Genomic DNA, 15,913 nt, shown 5'->3' on the forward strand with positions numbered 1-15,913 from the left:
AGATAGTTTAGTAGTAGGAAGATGGCATACAAGTCATTGTAGGGAGTAGTTCGAATTTTGTCAAATACCCGAAAAAACGTGATCCCTCTGTCTATGGTACACTAAAGTAAGAAGGTACCAGAAAGGAAGAGTGTACAAATGAGTGCAGGAATGCTTGCCGATATCGCGCAGATTTTCATAGATCAAGTGTCGTCCGAGTGGGGACTTGATTATTCGGAAGAAAGTTTGAAACAGGTGGACCGCTTGCTGAATTTGGTCTCAAAGCCGGGACACGCTCCCGACCCGACGCTGGTGCTGTCGGTCGGAGCCTACTTAGGGGAAACGACCGTTCGCCTGTTGGACGGTGAGTGGAAACTGGACGAGGCCGATATCGCAGACTCAAGCGTCGTTGTCAACGACTGCGAGATGTGGCCGTTCCGCCGTGCCCGCCAACGACTCTACTACGGCACGGATCGTCCGCTCTACGCCTGGTTTGAGATGGCAAAGTCCGCCAAAACCGATGAAATAAAAAAGCTCCTGCAAGGGCAGGAGCAAGTGACCATGATCCGCCCGACCGGGCAAGACCCTCTGATCATCAAAGTCGAGAAAACGAAAAAGTAGTTATAAGATCTCTTCGCAGCCGGTGATCATCAAGTTCAAGTGTTGCGACAAGTCGATCTCGCGGGTCGGAATGTCCTCGCCGTCCTCGTTCTGCAACACGCGCAGGATGGGGCGGTGAGGGAATTTCGTGTTGATGTCCACGACGACCGCACGTTCGCCGGTGTTGAGCACGACGGTGAGACCGATCGGGTAGAGCGCAACGTTGTCACGGAATTTGCGAATCAATTCGTGATCGAACCCGTTGCTCGACGCAAACAGCATCTCCAACGCTTCATGAGGCAGGAACGCTTTGCGGTACACACGGTGCGACGTCAACGCATCGTACACGTCTGCAATGCCGACGATCTGCCCGTAGAGGTGGATCTCGTCCGCTTTGAGACCGCGCGGGTATCCGCTGCCGTCGAGACGTTCATGATGCTGAAGCGCGCAATGAGCCGCAATCAGAGGAATATCAGGATGCTCACGGAGCATGTTATAACCGATGGTGGTATGCTCCTTCATGATGGCGAACTCCTCCGGGGTGAGCTTGCCCGGCTTCATGAGGATCTCCATCGGAATCTGCGTTTTGCCGATGTCGTGCAACATCGCGCCGATCCCGAGGTCAAGCAGTTGATCGTGCTTGAGACCCAAAGCCAACCCTAAAGCCGCCGAGTAGATCCCGACGTTGACCGAATGGCTGTACAGATAGTTGTCTGTCGTGTAGATCTGGGTCAAGTTGATCATGACATTCCGATGAGTTCGCAGTTCTCCCAGAATGTCCTCGAACGCGCGACGGAACTCACGTCCAAGACGCGGATTGGCAACCGTTCGCGTCCACTTGCGCGCTTCGATCATTTCGTTAAAGGATTTGTACACGGCACGGACGGCACGGTTGCGAGTCTCTTCGGAGACCGCTTCCTGAATCTGCAGGTCGTCCGTGCGTGGATCTTGGATATAGACCTGCGAAATTCCGAGATCGAGTAGGCGTTGAATCATCGCTTGGCTCAACTCCTTCCCTTCCGCCAACAGCACGTTGCCATTGCTCATGTAGATGTTCTTGCCGAGCTTGGCACCTGGCTGCAGTGATTGGGTTGTCGTGATATGCATCTATGACATCACCCTCGCTGGATGGAAATATGGATCGAAAAATGATGTACTCTCGATGTTTTTCGACATCGACCCCCCTTTCACCTGCTGGATTTACGAACTGCTTAAAAGAATTAGACGGCTCTTGCTAAACAGAGTTTCATCCTTACAGGAGGAGATGTCGACGATGTACATACAGGAATTGTTTGAGCTCGACGCGCACCTCCCCATCTTGGACGAGTTGGAGGATGTGGTCATGAAATCGGGCGGGCACTTTGAACTGGTCGCCCACAAGCCTCTGCGCTTTCTCGTCTACAGCGAACCCGAGCAGGTGGAAGTGCTCGCCGATCTCTTGATCCGCAAAGGTTGCACACGGTTGCACTCGACAGACTTGGACGTACAGCCCGCCCCCAAAGACGGCGTCGTGCCAAACGACTTTCACTCGACTTCCAACTTCCCGACCTATGTATTTCATGAAGGGTCATGGCAACGGGTCGAGCAATTGCGCATGGACGGCTGTGTGATTCTCGCAAACGGCAAACCGGTCTGCACCCTCATGCGCAATGTCAAAGGAGGCGACCTCGTCGTCTGCGGCGAATCGGGCGTCCGCATCTCCGTGCTGTCCCTGCCCAACAACGAAGAAAAAGAATTCGCCTTCATGACCTCCGAAGTCTCCTCCGAGCGACAAGTGCCCGTCCTCATCCGCAAGATCGCCCGCGAGATGAAAGACATCCGCGACGCCGGTGGCCGCATCGTTTTCGTCGCAGGTCCGGGCGTCGTGCATACAGGCGGGATGAGCGCATTCTGCGGCTTGATTGAAAAAGGCTACATCTCCGCCGTCCTCTCCGGCAACGCATTGGCCACACACGACATCGAAAACGCGTTTTTCGGCACTTCCCTCGGGGTGAACACCGCCACGGCTGTCGGCGTCCCCGGCGGACATCGCCACCATCTGGTCGCCATCAACAGAATTCGCTACCACGGCTCGATTGCGCAAGCGGTGGCAGCCGGAGAGTTGACGTCGGGCATTATGTACACGCTGGTCAAACACAACGTCCCCTACGTGCTGGCCGGTTCGATTCGCGATGACGGGCCGCTGCCGGACACGCAAATGGATTTGATTCAAGCGCAGAACGACTATGCCAAGCTCGTCCAAGGTGCGAACATGGTCATCATGATCTCGACGATGTTGCATGCCATCGGTACGGGCAACATGATTCCGGCGACTTGCAAGACGATCTGTGTGGACATCAACCCCGCCGTCGTCTCCAAACTTGTCGACCGCGGCTCCACCCAAGCAACGGGTGTCGTCACCGACGCCGGCTTGTTCGTCGAAGGTCTCAACCGCGAACTGCAAGCCCTCGAAAGATCCTCGTAAAAAAACCCGGCGATACCGCTCGGGTTTCTTTTTTGCGATCTATTGTTGGTATTTCCCAAATGTTTTCGTGATTCGTTCCATCGCGTCGGCTTGCTTCGTGATTCCGCCCCCATAGAGGATCACGTTGCCGTGTTGGAACAAAGGCAACGGCGCACTCTCTTCGAGTTTGCGACCTTGCAGTTTCGCGATCTTCTGGTCGTAGCGCTGTTGGTCTTCGAATTCCTGGCGCACTGTCAACGCCTCTTCGTAGGCCGTTTGCGCATCCGAATAGACGTAGACCTCCGTCCAGCCGTTGTTGACTTCATACTGATCGATATAATCGATCTGCAAAAGATAATGAGTCCCCGTTGCGTTGGGCAGCAACTGTCCGTTGCCCTGATCAATCGGATAGTGAGCCGTAATGCCGAACTGCTTCAAGGTCTGGAGCAATGAGTCCGTCGTATATTGCGGTCCCTGTACATTCAGGTCACACCCGCTCAGCACCACCATCATGATCCCCACGATCAGATACAGGCACATCCGTTTGAATTTCCCCTGATTCAATCTGAAAATGCCCCCTTTCCCCATACCCACATTCTATGCATAGCTTACACTAAAAGACAGACAATTCACAAGAGATAATTTATTTGTACAATTTTAAATAAGTGCTCAAATGGAGGCAGAACCTGCTTATGATTCTAGGAGTTCCGGCGATTTTACGTTATACTGAATGGGCTACTTAGGAAAAAGGAGGAACTCACTTCGTGCTATCCTTACTTCGGGCTTTGTTGATCCGCCCTCATGCCATCCTCGCTCACATCTTGAAGAATCCGAGCCCGGAAGCTTCCTCGCGACTGAGCTTCGTCATCATCGTCATGACGATGATCGACACCGCCATCGTCGTCGGACAGAGTTCGGAACTCGACAAATACTTTGGCACCGAGACTTCTTGGCTCAAGTGGTTGCTCGTGCTCATCGCGCCGCCTGTGCAATTCGCGTTGCAACGCTTCTTCTACCTGTTGTCAGCCCGCCTCGGACTGCTGATGTTCGCGTCCGACAAGCTGCCGAAAACTCCGGAGGAGCGCCGTCAGAAACACCACTTGCTCCGACTCGCTTTTCCGTACATCATCTACCCGATGACGTTCTTCTCGTTGATCTCGTCTCCGTTCTTGGATTTCGCATTTGTACAGAATTGGTTTTTTATTCTAGGCTTAGTATATTTTTTCCTGCTTTCTGTTTACTCGTTGATCACACTTTTTGGAGTTTCTTCGAATGTCGCGTTCTGGGGCCCGCTGTTGGTGCAGTTTTTGATCTTCCTCGCCCTGGTCATCGTCGTGATGATCGTGCTGATGTTCTTGCTTCTCGGCGGTGTCATCAACCTCCCGGACTTGCCCTCTATGTAAAAGTAAAAAAGGTAGTCGCCCGCACATGCGGACGACTACCTTTTTTCATGGACCGGCTCTTACATGTTGCGGCGGTATTGACCGCCGACTTGGTACAGGGCACGGGTGATCTGGCCGAGCGAGCAGTGTCGGACCGTTTCCATCAGCTCCGCGAACACGTTGCCGCCCGAGACGGCAACTTCCTGGAGGTTCTGCAGTTTCTGGGCCGAGGTGTCGGCATGCGCTGCGTGGAACTCGCGTAGGTTGTTGATTTGCAGTTCTTTCTCTTCCTTGGTTGCACGAGCGAGTTCGATCTTCGGCGCTTCGTAGTCGTCGGCGAGGGTCGCCGGGTTGAGGTACGTGTTGACGCCGATGATCGGGAGGTCGCCGTTGTGCTTGAGGGTTTCGTAGTACATCGACTCTTCTTGGATCTTGCCGCGTTGGTATTGGGTCTCCATCGCGCCAAGCACGCCGCCGCGGTCGTTGATGCGGGAGAACTCGGCGAGCACCGCTTCTTCGACGAGGTCGGTCAGCTCTTCAATGATGAACGCGCCTTGGTAGGCGTTCTCGTTTTTCATGAGGCCGAATTCTTTGGTGATGATCATCTGGATCGCCATCGCACGGCGTACCGATTCTTCGGTCGGCGTGGTGATCGCTTCGTCGTACGCGTTGGTGTGCAACGAGTTGCAGTTGTCATGCAGAGCGATCAGCGCTTGCAACGTCGTGCGGATGTCGTTGAAGTCGATCTCTTGAGCATGCAGCGAACGGCCGGACGTCTGTACATGGTACTTGAGCTTCTGCGAACGATCGTTGCCGTTGTACTTGTTCTTGATCGCGGTCGCCCAGATGCGGCGCGCAACACGGCCGATGACGGTGTACTCCGGGTCCATGCCGTTGGAGAAGAAGAACGACAGGTTCGGCGCGAAATCGTCGATGTTCATGCCGCGGCTCAAGTAGTACTCCACGTAGGTGAACGCGTTCGACAGCGTGAAAGCGAGCTGCGAGATCGGGTTCGCTCCCGCTTCGGCGATGTGGTAGCCGGAGATGGAGACGGAGTAGTAGTTGCGGACTTTTTTGTCGATGAAGTATTGCTGGATGTCGCCCATCATGCGCAACGCGAACTCGGTGGAGAAGATACAGGTGTTCTGCCCTTGGTCTTCCTTGAGGATGTCCGCTTGCACGGTGCCGCGCACGGTTGCGAGGGTGTACGCTTGAATTTGCTTGTACTCCTCTGCATCCGGTTGGCGGCCGTTTTTGGCGACGAAGAGTTCCAGTTGCTGGTCGATCGCCGTGTTCATGAACATCGCGAGGATGATCGGGGCCGGGCCGTTGATCGTCATCGAGACGGACGTGGACGGTGCGCAGAGATCGAAGCCCGCGTAGAGTTTTTTCATGTCGTCCAGCGTACAGATGGAAACGCCGGATTCGCCGATCTTGCCGTAGATGTCCGGGCGGTAGTCCGGGTCTTCGCCGTAGAGCGTAACCGAGTCGAACGCGGTGGAGAGGCGCTTGGCGTCATCGTTTTTGGACAAGTAGTGGAAGCGGCGGTTGGTGCGGTCCGGGGTGCCTTCGCCCGCGAACTGACGCTTCGGGTCTTCGCCTTCGCGCTTGAACGGGAACACGCCGGCGGTGTACGGGAACTCGCCCGGCACGTTCTCGGTCATCAGCCAACGCAGCAGGTCGCCCCAGTCTTCGTACTTCGGCAGCGCGATTTTCGGAATGCGGGTGCCGGAGAGCGATTCGGTGAAGAGTTGGGTGCGAATTTCTTTGTCACGAATTTTGGTGACAAACTCGTCGGCGGTGTAAAGTTCCTTGAGCTTCGGCCAGGAGTCCAGCAGTTGCTTCGATTGCGGATGCAGGTTGAGTTCCTGTGCGGCAATCTGCGCGTCGATCGCGGCCAGAGTCTCCGGCTGTGCTTCGAACAGGGAACGCACGCCTTTGAGTTGGAAAATTTTACGAGCGATCTCGACTTGCTGGTTCACGAATTTTTTGTACGAGTGAACGGTCGAGACGATCTCGCCGAGGTATTGCACGCGCTCGGTCGGGATGATGTAGTTTTTCTTGGAAGTGCCGTCGGTGACGACGACCGAAGATTCCCAGTTCAGGCCGAGCTTCTCGTTGATGGTGTCGACGAGCGCACGGTAGAGCACGTTGGTGCCCGGGTCGTTGAACTGCGAAGCGATTGTGCCGTAGACCGGCATCTCGTCGGTGTTCTGCTCCCAGAGGTTGTGGTTGCGTTGGAACTGCTTTTTGACATCGCGCAGGGCGTCTGCCGAGCCTTTGCGTTCGAATTTGTTGATCGCGATGAGGTCGGCGAAGTCGAGCATGTCGATTTTCTCCAACTGCGACGGGGCACCGAATTCGGACGTCATCACGTACAGCGAGAGGTCGACGACTTTGGTGATTTCCGCGTCGCCTTGGCCGATCCCGGAGGTCTCGACGATGACGAGGTCATAGCCCGCCGTCTTGACGACGTCGATCGCTTCCTTGATCGCCGCCGAGAGTTCGGAGCGGGAGTCGCGGGTTGCCAGCGAACGCATGTAGACGCGCGGGTTGTGGATGGCGTTCATACGGATGCGGTCACCCAGCAGGGCGCCGCCCGTTTTTTGCTTCGACGGGTCGACGGAGAGGATCGCGATCGTCTTGTCGGTGAAGTCGTTCAAGAAACGACGGACGAGTTCGTCGGTCAGCGACGATTTCCCCGCACCGCCGGTTCCGGTAATGCCGAGCACCGGCACGGTTTGCGCTTTTTCGGTCAGTTCATGGAGCAGTTGTTTTTGCTGCTCGTCGTTCGTGGTGACCGTTTCTTCGGCGAGGGTGATCAACTTGGAGATGGCGAGGACGTTTTTCTCCTGCACTTGGCTCACCAGTTGGTCGAGTTGCTTCGGCGTCGCGTAGTCGGAGTTCTCCAACATGTGGTTGATCATCCCTTGCAGGCCCAAACGGCGGCCGTCGTCCGGGGAGTAGATCTTGACGACTCCGTACGCTTCCAGTTCGCGGATCTCGTCCGGGACGATGACACCGCCGCCGCCGCCGAACAGCTTGATGTGGCCGGCGCCGCGCTCGTTGAGCAGATCGTACATGTATTTGAAGAATTCTACGTGGCCGCCTTGGTACGACGTGATGGCGATGCCTTGCGCGTCTTCTTGGATCGCTGCGTTGACGATTTCCTCAGCTGCACGGTTGTGGCCGAGGTGGATGACTTCCGCTCCGGAGCTTTGCAGGATGCGGCGCATGATGTTGATGGTTGCGTCGTGCCCGTCAAACAGAGCAGACGCGGTGACGAAGCGAATCTTATGTTTGGGTTTGTACAAGGTGGTTTGCATTTCACCTGTCCCCTTTCTCAATGGGAATGGATCTCGTGAAGCAAGAGCGTGACTTGACGCTCGGTGTACTCTTCCAGCGAATAATGACGGTGCAGGGCCCAGCGGCGGAATGTCCACATCTGGCCGAGCACGATGATGTTGTGCGCCGTCAACTTCACATGTTGGGGCGCGAGTTGGATCGAGCCGTCTCTGCGGCCACTCTCCAAGATGTCGGCGAACAGTTGGGTAATCTCTTCTTCCTTCTGCAACACCAACTTCAACGTCTCCGGCGGAAGCGACTTGGTCTCTTGATAGATCAAGAGCACATAATCTTGCAGTTCATCGACACAGGCGAAAAACCGCCGGATCGACATCACGAGCAGGTCGCGCCCGTTCTCTGCTTGAAGCCGTGCTTCCGTCAAACGCTTCTCGACTTCGGAGTGGATGTACGCACAGACGAGATAGAGCACGTCTTCCTTGGACTGTAGGTATTCATAGAGCGTCCCGATACCGATCCCGCTCGCCTTGGCGATCTCCCGCGTGGTGGTTTTGTGAAACCCTTTGTCCACAAACAGCTCGACAGCCGCTTGCACGATCTGCAAACGGCGCGCTTCCACCAACTGCGGGTCGAGTACGCGCGAGGGAATCGGTTTCTTGGCATCCTTCGACATGTGCCGTCACCTCCCGACCGAGCGCTCGTTCGGTTCATCTATATGTTCAGTGTATTCGCTTACGTTGTGTTTCGTCAAGGACTGAAAAAGCGCAGACACGGGGTCTGCGCTTCGAAAAAACCGTATGAGGACGAGTACGAAATTACTTCGTGAGCGTGCCTTCTTTGGAGGTCACTTTGAAAGTGGTGCCGGACTTCTCCAAGGTGTATTTCAGGCCTTTGTACTCGAGGGTGTATTTGTTGTCTTTGCCATCGATCTTCGCGTCTGCAAATTGTGCTTTCGCGCCTGCGAGGTTGTTCGCCGAGAGCTTCTTGGAGTCAGCAACAGCGGTGAGGGGAGTGAATTTCTTTTTGTCCTCTTCCTTTTTCACTGCAGCGTTGTCCTTGGTGACTTTCGCTTCGATTTGCTTGTTCGCAGTTGCGAGGTAGGTTGCGTCGCCGAGAAGCGCGTCGTATTCCTTGCCTGCTGCGTCCTTGCCCCAGTACGGGTCGAGGAAGGTCAATGCATCGTCTTTGGAACGGGACGGAGCGGAGTAGGTAACGTCTGCGCCTTTGTCGTCGATCCCTTTGACAGCTTTGCTGAATTGAGAAGTCATTTTCTCATCTGCAATCAGAGCTGCTGCAAAGACTGCGCGGTTTACTTTTTCGGTATCCACTTTCGTATCGGTCGTCGTGGTGCCGGACTTGGCGGTGTCATCGGTTTTGGAGCAACCAACGCCTGCTGCAGCGGTCAGAACGAGCATAGCAGCCAGTGCAAGTTTGGTGAAGTTTTTCATGCTGGTAATTCCCCCTTTTCAGGCTAGAGTTTATCACATACATTTTAGAATTGGAATTGATCTGGCAATTTTCGGAATATTCATTGAAACTTTTGAATAAAGGAAACACTTGGTGTTACACAACATTTACACGAAAAAAAACCGATTTCTCGCCAGCACGGCTTGCTCTGAGAAAAATCGGCCTGGTACGAAACCCTTATTCTTCGTTCCCGCCCAATTCGCGATACGCGCGGCGCAAGGCGAGTTTGGAGTTGCGGAACTCGTCATCCTCGACGGTTTTGGATTCGAAGAGGTCGTCCAATTCGAGGTCCATCAACACGATGTCATCGAGTTGGTTGCCGGTGTAGATGAGGATGTTGAAGCGCTTTAACACGGTGCGCACATACATGATGCCGTCGTGCGCTTCTTTGCTCAACAGGTTCAAGGTCTGCGTCCTCCTTGGATCAGGGTGTGGAGTTCATCGTAAAAGGGGGCCCCGTACAACTCCGTCAACAACTGCCGCCCTTCCACATAAGCCGGACGGTACGAGTCCGGCGCGAACACGTCGGGCGGCAGATTCTCTCGGATGTTCGGAGAGTCTGCCGATGCGAGGTTCTCGCGCAATTCGACGTTGGCGCAGAGATAGTCAAGCCGATAGTCCGGACCCCAGCGGGAGAACGCTGCGGTGCGTTCGGTCAGAGCGGTCAGCAGCGTGCGACCGTCCTCTTCGCTGTAGATCAAGTCGAGCGGGTAGAGCAGGCACGAGAGCGGCTTGACCGACATCGGGTTGAGGTCGGACTGCAACGCGTACCGGTGCGCCATGCAGGCAGGGCCGTTTTTTTCCACGATACAGAAATTGCAGTTGCCGTCAAACGTGCCGATCGTGCGATGACCCGCCGTTTCCAAGTGCCGTTCGTACAGCCCTTTGCGCAAGAGATGGCGGATGACATCGAGAGGCAACAGTGCGGCGATGCCGTCGAGGTGTTCGTCGAGGACGGGAAGCAGCTCCGCAGCCGGGGGAAAGGGAAACCCGCCCTCGCAACACGAGGCGACGTGCGCGAGATGGCAGTTGGCGCAGTCGAGTTGGACGAGGGTGCGCAGCGCGTCGAGATCGACGTCCACGTCAAATGCGGCAAGCGACTGAATGCTGTGCGCTTGCCGCCCTTTTTTCCAATATTTGCGGAGGTGGTAGGCTTCTCCGTCGGTCAACTCCAAGGGAGTGCCGGTGAAGAGGAAGCCGGGCTGCGTCATTCCGGTTGCGGGACCGGGAACAAGGTTTGGCCGACGTCGCGCAGGGCGAGCATCTCTTCGACCGATTCGTTCGAGCCCATGAGGATCGTGCGGAAGACGATGCAGTTGCGGCCTTGAAGTTCGACTGCGTAGAGGTCCATGCAACGCCCGATCAACACCATCGACTCGTCTCCGATGTAGACGGAGTTGATCAGTTCGAGAATCGTCTCGATGATTTTCTCCGCGCCTTGGTCGCGCAGCTCCGGCGTGAGCTCATCGAGTTGGCACAGCAAATCGACGATGCCATAGGTTTTGCCTTTGTGTGTAAATGAATAGACGTCGTTGACCGGATACGGCACCAAGCGCGTCGGTTCCCACATCGCCACCATCAGCGATTGTCCGAACTGAACCTGCCCGTTCTCCATCATGACTTCCACTTCGATTTGATTCTGGTTGTCGCTCATTGCAATTCACTCCGTTTTCGGCAAGGTGTTCCTATTATAGCATACCGAAGCGAGACGGCGTGGGAACGCGCTTACGGTTTCGGTTTTGCAAAATTGCCTGCGACTTTGGCGACGACTTTGCGCGGGAGGATGCGCGGCAACGTGGACGAGATGGCGTTCGAAGCGCCGTCCACGACGAAACTGCGACCTTGTTGGAGAGCCCGCAGCGCGGTGCTCACGACTTGCTCCGGCGAACGCAATTTGCCAAACGACGGTGCCTTCGCCACTTCGAAGAAGTTCGTCGCCGTCGCTCCCGGACAGAGGCCGAGCACTTTGACTCCGTACTTGCGATTCTCTTCCCACAACGCTTCGGACAACGACAGCACGAACGCTTTGGTCGCGCCGTACACCGCCATATGCGGCACCGGTTGGAACGCAACGAGAGACGCCACGTTGATGATCGTGCCGCTGCGCTTCTCCACCATCGCGGGCAAGTATTCGTGGATCATGTCCACGACCGTCGTGACGTTGACCATGACTTGCTGATGCTCTTGCTCGGCGTCATTGTGTACAAACTCCCCCGCCGAACCAAATCCCGCGTTGTTGATCAAAAAGTCGACGTGCAAGCCCTTCTCCCGCGTCTGGCGCGACACTTCCTTCGCCGCACGCTCCGCACTCAGGTCTGCCGTGATGACATGCGCGGTGATCCCGAACTGGCTGCTGAGTGTTGCCGCCATCTCTTCCAACTTCGCCCGCGAGCGAGCCACCAAAATCAAATCCATCCCCTGCCCTGCCAAGCGGCGAGCAAACTCCTCCCCAATCCCCGAAGAAGCTCCCGTAATCAATGCGGTTTGCTTTGCCATCTCTTTCGACACCCCTTATGTTTATTGGTTCAAACTTATAAACCAATGATTCTAAAAAAAGACTGTCTTCACAGACAGGCCTTCTCTACCGTTTCCACAAGTTGTTTGATCGTGACAAGCGCGTCGCCCAACTCCAAGCTGTAGTTGTTCTCCGTGCCTTTGCGGTCCACCGACACGAGACCGACGTCACGCAGGATCTTCAAATGATGAGAAATCGCCGGTCGTGACAACTCGATGTGCTCGGCAATCTGGTTGACGTTCAAGGGCTCATGCTCCGCCAGCAACAAGATGATATCTTGCCGCTTGGCATCGCCCAATGCGCTGAAGATCGGGATGCAGTTGCGAAACGTGCTCACTGCGAAGTCGTTGTCATCTGGGGTGTTTTTCATGTCCCTCACCTCACAATACTTATTGGTTTAAACATACGAACCATTACGTTCATCGTACAAAAAAATCGGCCCGCCTGTCAACAGGCGAGCCGCTTTCTCACACTCACACTCACACCACAACGTCGAGCAACAGGATCAGCACCAACGCGACCAGAGAGAGAATCGTCTCCATCGCCGTCCACGTCATCAGCGTCTCTTTGACCGTCATGCCGAAATACTCCTTGATCATCCAGAACCCCGAGTCATTAACGTGCGAGAGAATCAGCGAACCCGCGCCGGTTGCGAGAACGAGCAGTTCGATGTTGACCCCGGTCATCGTGTGCGCAATCGGCGCGACAATCCCGGCCGCCGTCAGCATCGCCACCGTGGCGGAACCTGTCGCGACGCGAATCAGAGCGGCAACCGACCACGCCAGCAAAACAGGGGACATGTTGGAATGTGCGGAGATTTCCGCGATGTATTTGCCGACGCCGGAGTTTTGCAAGACTTTGTTAAACGCCCCGCCCGCTCCGATCGTCAGCAGAATTCCCGCAATCGGCCCGAAGCTCTCATTGGTAAACTTCAACACCGCGTCGCGGTTGAATCCTTGGAAGTACCCCAGCGAGAAAAACGCATAGATCGTCCCGATCAACAGTGCCGTCACCGGATCGCCGAAAAAGTCGAGATAGTTGCGCGTCCAACTGTCTTTCGGATACGCGATGTCCGCCCACGACCCCATCAGCATGAGCAGAACCGGGATTAAGATCGTGAACATAACGTTTGCAAAGCTCGGCGTTTTGCGATTCGGGTTGTGACTTTGCATGTCGGCAAACTCGGCGGGAACCGTCTTGTGGATACGCTTGCCAATCCACGAGCCGTACAACGGCCCGGCGATGATCGCCGTGGGAATCCCGACGATCAACGCGTAGAGAATCGTCCGGCCTGTATCTGCACTGTACAACCCGATCGCAGTCATCGGCGCGGGATGCGGCGGTACGAGACCGTGAACGGTGGAAAGACCCGCCACGAGCGGAATCCCGATTTTCACAAGCGACATGCCGGTTTCCTTGGCAATCGTGAACACCAAGGGCACCAACAAGACGAACCCGACTTGAAAGAACACGGGGAGACCGACCAGAAACGCAACGACCATCATCGCCCAGTGGACGTTGCGTTTTCCGAAGCGGTTGATCAACGTGTGGGCAATCCGATCGGCCCCGCCGGACTCGCCCATCATTTTCCCAAGCATCGTGCCAAGCGGCAGGACGAGCGCGAGCAAGTTGAGCGTTCCGCCGATCCCGTCTTTGATCGACAGGACGATGTCGGTCGGCCTCATGCCACTGGCGAATCCGACCCCCACCGCCGTGATCAGCAAGGCGATGAACGGATTGAGTTTCCACAACGTGATCATGAGCAAAAGTGCGACGACAGCAATCACGACTATGACGAGCGGCACTGTTGATTCCTCCTTTGACTGCTCTGACTACGGTTTCGAGAACTGCCCTTTGCGTTGAAAGGCGGAGATGAGGTCGAACTCCTCCGCCACTTTTTCATAGAGGCGTTCGTAGAGGTAGTACAGTTCGAGATAGGTTTCGGTGTTTCGGGGATTCGGTTCATGGCGTTCGGAGATCTGAATCCACGATTTCACGATGTTCAGGTCGTCGATGTCTCCGATGCCTTTCAAGGCGAGCACCGCCGCCCCCAGCGCCGACGCTTCATGACTTTGCGGCACCATCACTTCCCGTCCCAGCACGTCGGAGAGAATCTGCCGCCACAGCGGAGACCGCGCAAAACCGCCCGATGCGCGCACGTCTTTGGCGTGTCCCGCCAGATCGCGCAGGGCGATGCCCACGGAGAACACACCCAAAATGACGCCTTCGAGCGCCGCCCGGACGAGATGCTCCCGTTTGTGATGCAACGACAAACCGAAAAACACGCCCCGCGCATTGGCATTCCAATACGGAGCCCGCTCCCCCGAAAGCAACGGGAGAAAAATCAACCCCTCCGCCCCCGGCGGGATGCGTTCCGCCGATCCGATCATGAGATCGTACGGATCGACGCCCAGCCGTTTGGCGACTTCCGTTTCGGCCATGCCCATCTCATCGCGCAACCAACGCAACACGATGCCCCCGTTGTTGGTCGGCCCTCCGATGACCCAATGCTGCTCCGACAGCGCGTAGCAAAACGTCCGCGCGCGCGGGTCGGTCAAGGGACGATCGACGACCGTCCGAATCGCACCGCTCGTGCCGATCGTCACGGCGACTTCGCCCGGGCCAATCGCTCCCACGCCGAGGTTGGCGAGCACGCCGTCACTCGCTCCGACGATGAACGGCAAGTCGGTCCGCACGCCCATACGCTCTGCGAGGTCGGGTTTCATCCCCGTCAACACGTGCGTCGTCGACACAGGCTCTGCCAGTTGTTCGGGAGAAATTCCGAGCAGTTGCAGAGCTTCCTCGTCCCATTGCAAGCGTTCGAGGTTGAACATCCCCGTGGCCGAGGCGATGGAGTAGTCCACGACGAACTTCCCAAACAGACGATACAGGACGTACTCTTTGATCGAGACAAACTTCGCGGTCTGCTTGAACAACTCCGGCTGCTCCTCGCGCATCCAGAGAATCTTCGCGAGCGGAGACATCGGGTGAATCGGGGTGCCGGTTCGCTGGTAGATCGCGTGGCCGCCCAATTCGGTTTTGATCCGCCGCGCTTGTTCCACGCTGCGGTTGTCCGCCCAGATGATCGTGCGGGTGAGCGGCGTGCCGTCCGCTTTCAAAGCGATCAGCGAGTGCATCGCACAACTGAACCCGATGGCCCGCACCTGGGAAGCTTCCGTGTTTGCTTTGATCAGCGCTTGTTTCACACTGTCGAGCACCGCTTGCAAAATCTGTTCAGGGTCTTGTTCAGCCCATGACGGGTGTGGTTGCAAAATCGGATAATCAACAGCATGCGCCGCGATGACTTTACCCTCTGGGCCGAATACGACCGCTTTCGTAGAGGTCGTTCCGATGTCGAGTCCCAACACGACTTGGTTGTCTATCATGTCATTCCCACCTTTTTGTACCTGTCTGGCATAGTGTTGCGTGCAAGTCCATGATTTATGAAAAAAAAGCTCTCCCCGCACCGAAGTACGGGGAGAGCTTTTTTGGGTACCAGATTCTATCGCAGGGACCTCAACCGCCAAGGTATGCTTTCTTGATCTCGTCGGAAGCTGCCAGTTCCTGTGCCGCACCTGCGAGCACGATCTTGCCGGTCTCGATGACGTACGCACGATGTGCAATCGAGAGCGCCATGTTCGCGTTCTGCTCGACGAGCAGAACGGTGGTGCCGGACTGGTTGATCTCTTCGACGATGTTGAAAATCTCGCGGACGAGCAGCGGAGCCAGACCCATCGACGGCTCGTCGAGCAGAAGCAACTTCGGGCGCGCCATCAGCGCACGGCCCATCGCAAGCATCTGCTGTTCACCGCCGGAGAGAGTGCCTGCCATCTGCTTGGAGCGTTCGCGCAGACGAGAGAAGCGCTTGTAGACGCCTTCCAAGTCTTCGGCGATGCCCTTTTTGTCCTTGCGCAGAAACGCGCCGAGTTCGAGGTTCTCTTCGACCGACATGTTCGCAAATACGCGACGGCCTTCCGGGCAGTGCGACATGCCGCGCTTCACGATCTCTTGCGCCACTTTGCCGTGAATCGCGTCGCCCGAGAACTCGATGGTGCCCGACTTCGGCTTCAACAGGCCGGAGATCGTTTTCAAGATCGTCGATTTGCCGGCGCCGTTGGCACCGATCAGCGTGACGATCTCGCCCTCCTTGATCTCGAAGGAGACCCCTTTGAGCGCATGGATCGCGCCGTAGTACACGTTGATGTCCTTAACTGCTAACATCGG

The 15,913-nt window shown here is 56.1% G+C and carries 16 protein-coding genes; 3 read left to right on the forward strand and 13 right to left on the reverse strand.

Annotation, left to right across the window (positions count from 1 at the left end):
- Positions 1 to 138 precede the first annotated feature (138 nt).
- Positions 139 to 600, forward strand: a complete 462-nt coding sequence (locus tag JJB07_RS08110; protein ID WP_201633412.1) for a hypothetical protein — start codon at positions 139 to 141, stop codon at positions 598 to 600.
- Here JJB07_RS08110 and JJB07_RS08115 read toward each other — a convergent pair whose 3' ends face one another.
- Complete coding sequence (locus tag JJB07_RS08115) at positions 601 to 1,686, reverse strand: HD-GYP domain-containing protein (protein WP_201633415.1); 1,086 nt, start codon at positions 1,684 to 1,686, stop codon at positions 601 to 603.
- Between the two features lie 166 nt (positions 1,687 to 1,852).
- On the opposite strand from JJB07_RS08115, the gene JJB07_RS08120 reads away from it, so the two are divergent.
- Positions 1,853 to 3,043 (forward strand): ornithine cyclodeaminase, nickel-pincer nucleotide-dependent, encoded by a 1,191-nt coding sequence (locus JJB07_RS08120; protein WP_201633418.1) that lies wholly within the window; start codon positions 1,853 to 1,855, stop codon positions 3,041 to 3,043.
- Between the two features lie 39 nt (positions 3,044 to 3,082).
- Here the strand turns inward: JJB07_RS08120 and JJB07_RS08125 are convergent, their stop codons facing one another.
- Positions 3,083 to 3,586 carry a hypothetical protein gene (locus JJB07_RS08125; protein ID WP_201633421.1) on the reverse strand — a complete coding sequence of 168 codons (504 nt, stop codon included), beginning with the start codon at positions 3,584 to 3,586 and terminating at the stop codon, positions 3,083 to 3,085.
- 200 nt (positions 3,587 to 3,786) lie between these two features.
- On the opposite strand from JJB07_RS08125, the gene JJB07_RS08130 reads away from it, so the two are divergent.
- A complete protein-coding gene (locus tag JJB07_RS08130; RefSeq protein WP_201633424.1) occupies positions 3,787 to 4,425 on the forward strand; it encodes a hypothetical protein in 639 nt (212 codons plus the stop codon).
- A 59-nt stretch (positions 4,426 to 4,484) separates the two neighbouring features.
- Here the strand turns inward: JJB07_RS08130 and icmF are convergent, their stop codons facing one another.
- The 11 genes from icmF to JJB07_RS08185 form a co-directional block, all read right to left on the reverse strand.
- On the reverse strand, positions 4,485 to 7,730 hold the full coding sequence (gene icmF, locus JJB07_RS08135; RefSeq protein WP_201633427.1) for a fused isobutyryl-CoA mutase/GTPase IcmF: 3,246 nt from the start codon (positions 7,728 to 7,730) through the stop codon (positions 4,485 to 4,487).
- A 17-nt stretch (positions 7,731 to 7,747) separates the two neighbouring features.
- Positions 7,748 to 8,380 (reverse strand): TetR/AcrR family transcriptional regulator, encoded by a 633-nt coding sequence (locus JJB07_RS08140; protein ID WP_201633429.1) that lies wholly within the window; start codon positions 8,378 to 8,380, stop codon positions 7,748 to 7,750.
- 142 nt (positions 8,381 to 8,522) lie between these two features.
- Positions 8,523 to 9,155 carry a hypothetical protein gene (locus JJB07_RS08145; protein WP_201633432.1) on the reverse strand — a complete coding sequence of 211 codons (633 nt, stop codon included), beginning with the start codon at positions 9,153 to 9,155 and terminating at the stop codon, positions 8,523 to 8,525.
- Positions 9,156 to 9,351: 196 nt separating this feature from the next.
- Positions 9,352 to 9,579, reverse strand: a complete 228-nt coding sequence (locus tag JJB07_RS08150) for a YqgQ family protein (protein WP_236587892.1) — start codon at positions 9,577 to 9,579, stop codon at positions 9,352 to 9,354.
- Entirely contained in the window at positions 9,576 to 10,385 is an 810-nt protein-coding gene (locus JJB07_RS08155; protein WP_201633435.1) for a DUF3109 family protein, read from the reverse strand. The genes JJB07_RS08150 and JJB07_RS08155 overlap by 4 nt, the downstream gene beginning before the upstream one ends.
- Positions 10,382 to 10,828: a hypothetical protein gene (locus JJB07_RS08160; RefSeq protein ID WP_201633438.1), complete on the reverse strand. Its 447-nt coding sequence runs from the start codon at positions 10,826 to 10,828 to the stop codon at positions 10,382 to 10,384. Before JJB07_RS08160 ends, JJB07_RS08155 begins: the two co-directional genes overlap by 4 nt.
- Positions 10,829 to 10,899: 71 nt before the next feature.
- Entirely contained in the window at positions 10,900 to 11,670 is a 771-nt protein-coding gene (locus tag JJB07_RS08165; RefSeq protein ID WP_201633441.1) for an SDR family NAD(P)-dependent oxidoreductase, read from the reverse strand.
- A 68-nt stretch (positions 11,671 to 11,738) separates the two neighbouring features.
- A complete protein-coding gene (locus JJB07_RS08170) occupies positions 11,739 to 12,059 on the reverse strand; it encodes an ArsR/SmtB family transcription factor (RefSeq protein WP_201633444.1) in 321 nt (106 codons plus the stop codon).
- 109 nt (positions 12,060 to 12,168) lie between these two features.
- Positions 12,169 to 13,494, reverse strand: coding sequence for a GntT/GntP/DsdX family permease (locus JJB07_RS08175; protein WP_201633447.1), 1,326 nt, complete (start codon positions 13,492 to 13,494; stop codon positions 12,169 to 12,171).
- A 27-nt stretch (positions 13,495 to 13,521) separates the two neighbouring features.
- On the reverse strand, positions 13,522 to 15,075 hold the full coding sequence (gene gntK, locus JJB07_RS08180; protein ID WP_201633450.1) for a gluconokinase: 1,554 nt from the start codon (positions 15,073 to 15,075) through the stop codon (positions 13,522 to 13,524).
- A 130-nt stretch (positions 15,076 to 15,205) separates the two neighbouring features.
- Entirely contained in the window at positions 15,206 to 15,910 is a 705-nt protein-coding gene (locus tag JJB07_RS08185; protein WP_201633453.1) for an ABC transporter ATP-binding protein, read from the reverse strand.
- Positions 15,911 to 15,913: the final 3 nt, after the last annotated feature.

The sequence above is a fragment of the Tumebacillus amylolyticus genome (assembly GCF_016722965.1).
In the GTDB taxonomy this organism is placed as follows: Bacteria; Bacillota; Bacilli; order Tumebacillales; family Tumebacillaceae; genus Tumebacillus; species Tumebacillus amylolyticus.

Excerpts from the sequence above, each read along its gene's own strand:
- JJB07_RS08110 (WP_201633412.1), top strand. The coding sequence starts at position 139 with ATGAGTGCAGGAATGCTTGCCGATATCGCGCAGATTTTCATAGATCAA.
- JJB07_RS08115 (WP_201633415.1), bottom strand. The coding sequence starts at position 1,686 with ATGCATATCACGACAACCCAATCACTGCAGCCAGGTGCCAAGCTCGGC.
- JJB07_RS08120 (WP_201633418.1), top strand. The coding sequence starts at position 1,853 with ATGTACATACAGGAATTGTTTGAGCTCGACGCGCACCTCCCCATCTTG.
- icmF (WP_201633427.1), bottom strand. The coding sequence starts at position 7,730 with ATGCAAACCACCTTGTACAAACCCAAACATAAGATTCGCTTCGTCACC.
- JJB07_RS08140 (WP_201633429.1), bottom strand. The coding sequence starts at position 8,380 with ATGTCGAAGGATGCCAAGAAACCGATTCCCTCGCGCGTACTCGACCCG.
- JJB07_RS08145 (WP_201633432.1), bottom strand. The coding sequence starts at position 9,155 with ATGAAAAACTTCACCAAACTTGCACTGGCTGCTATGCTCGTTCTGACC.
- JJB07_RS08155 (WP_201633435.1), bottom strand. The coding sequence starts at position 10,385 with ATGACGCAGCCCGGCTTCCTCTTCACCGGCACTCCCTTGGAGTTGACC.
- JJB07_RS08160 (WP_201633438.1), bottom strand. The coding sequence starts at position 10,828 with ATGAGCGACAACCAGAATCAAATCGAAGTGGAAGTCATGATGGAGAAC.
- JJB07_RS08165 (WP_201633441.1), bottom strand. The coding sequence starts at position 11,670 with ATGGCAAAGCAAACCGCATTGATTACGGGAGCTTCTTCGGGGATTGGG.
- JJB07_RS08170 (WP_201633444.1), bottom strand. The coding sequence starts at position 12,059 with ATGAAAAACACCCCAGATGACAACGACTTCGCAGTGAGCACGTTTCGC.
- gntK (WP_201633450.1), bottom strand. The coding sequence starts at position 15,075 with ATGATAGACAACCAAGTCGTGTTGGGACTCGACATCGGAACGACCTCT.
- JJB07_RS08185 (WP_201633453.1), bottom strand. The coding sequence starts at position 15,910 with ATGTTAGCAGTTAAGGACATCAACGTGTACTACGGCGCGATCCATGCG.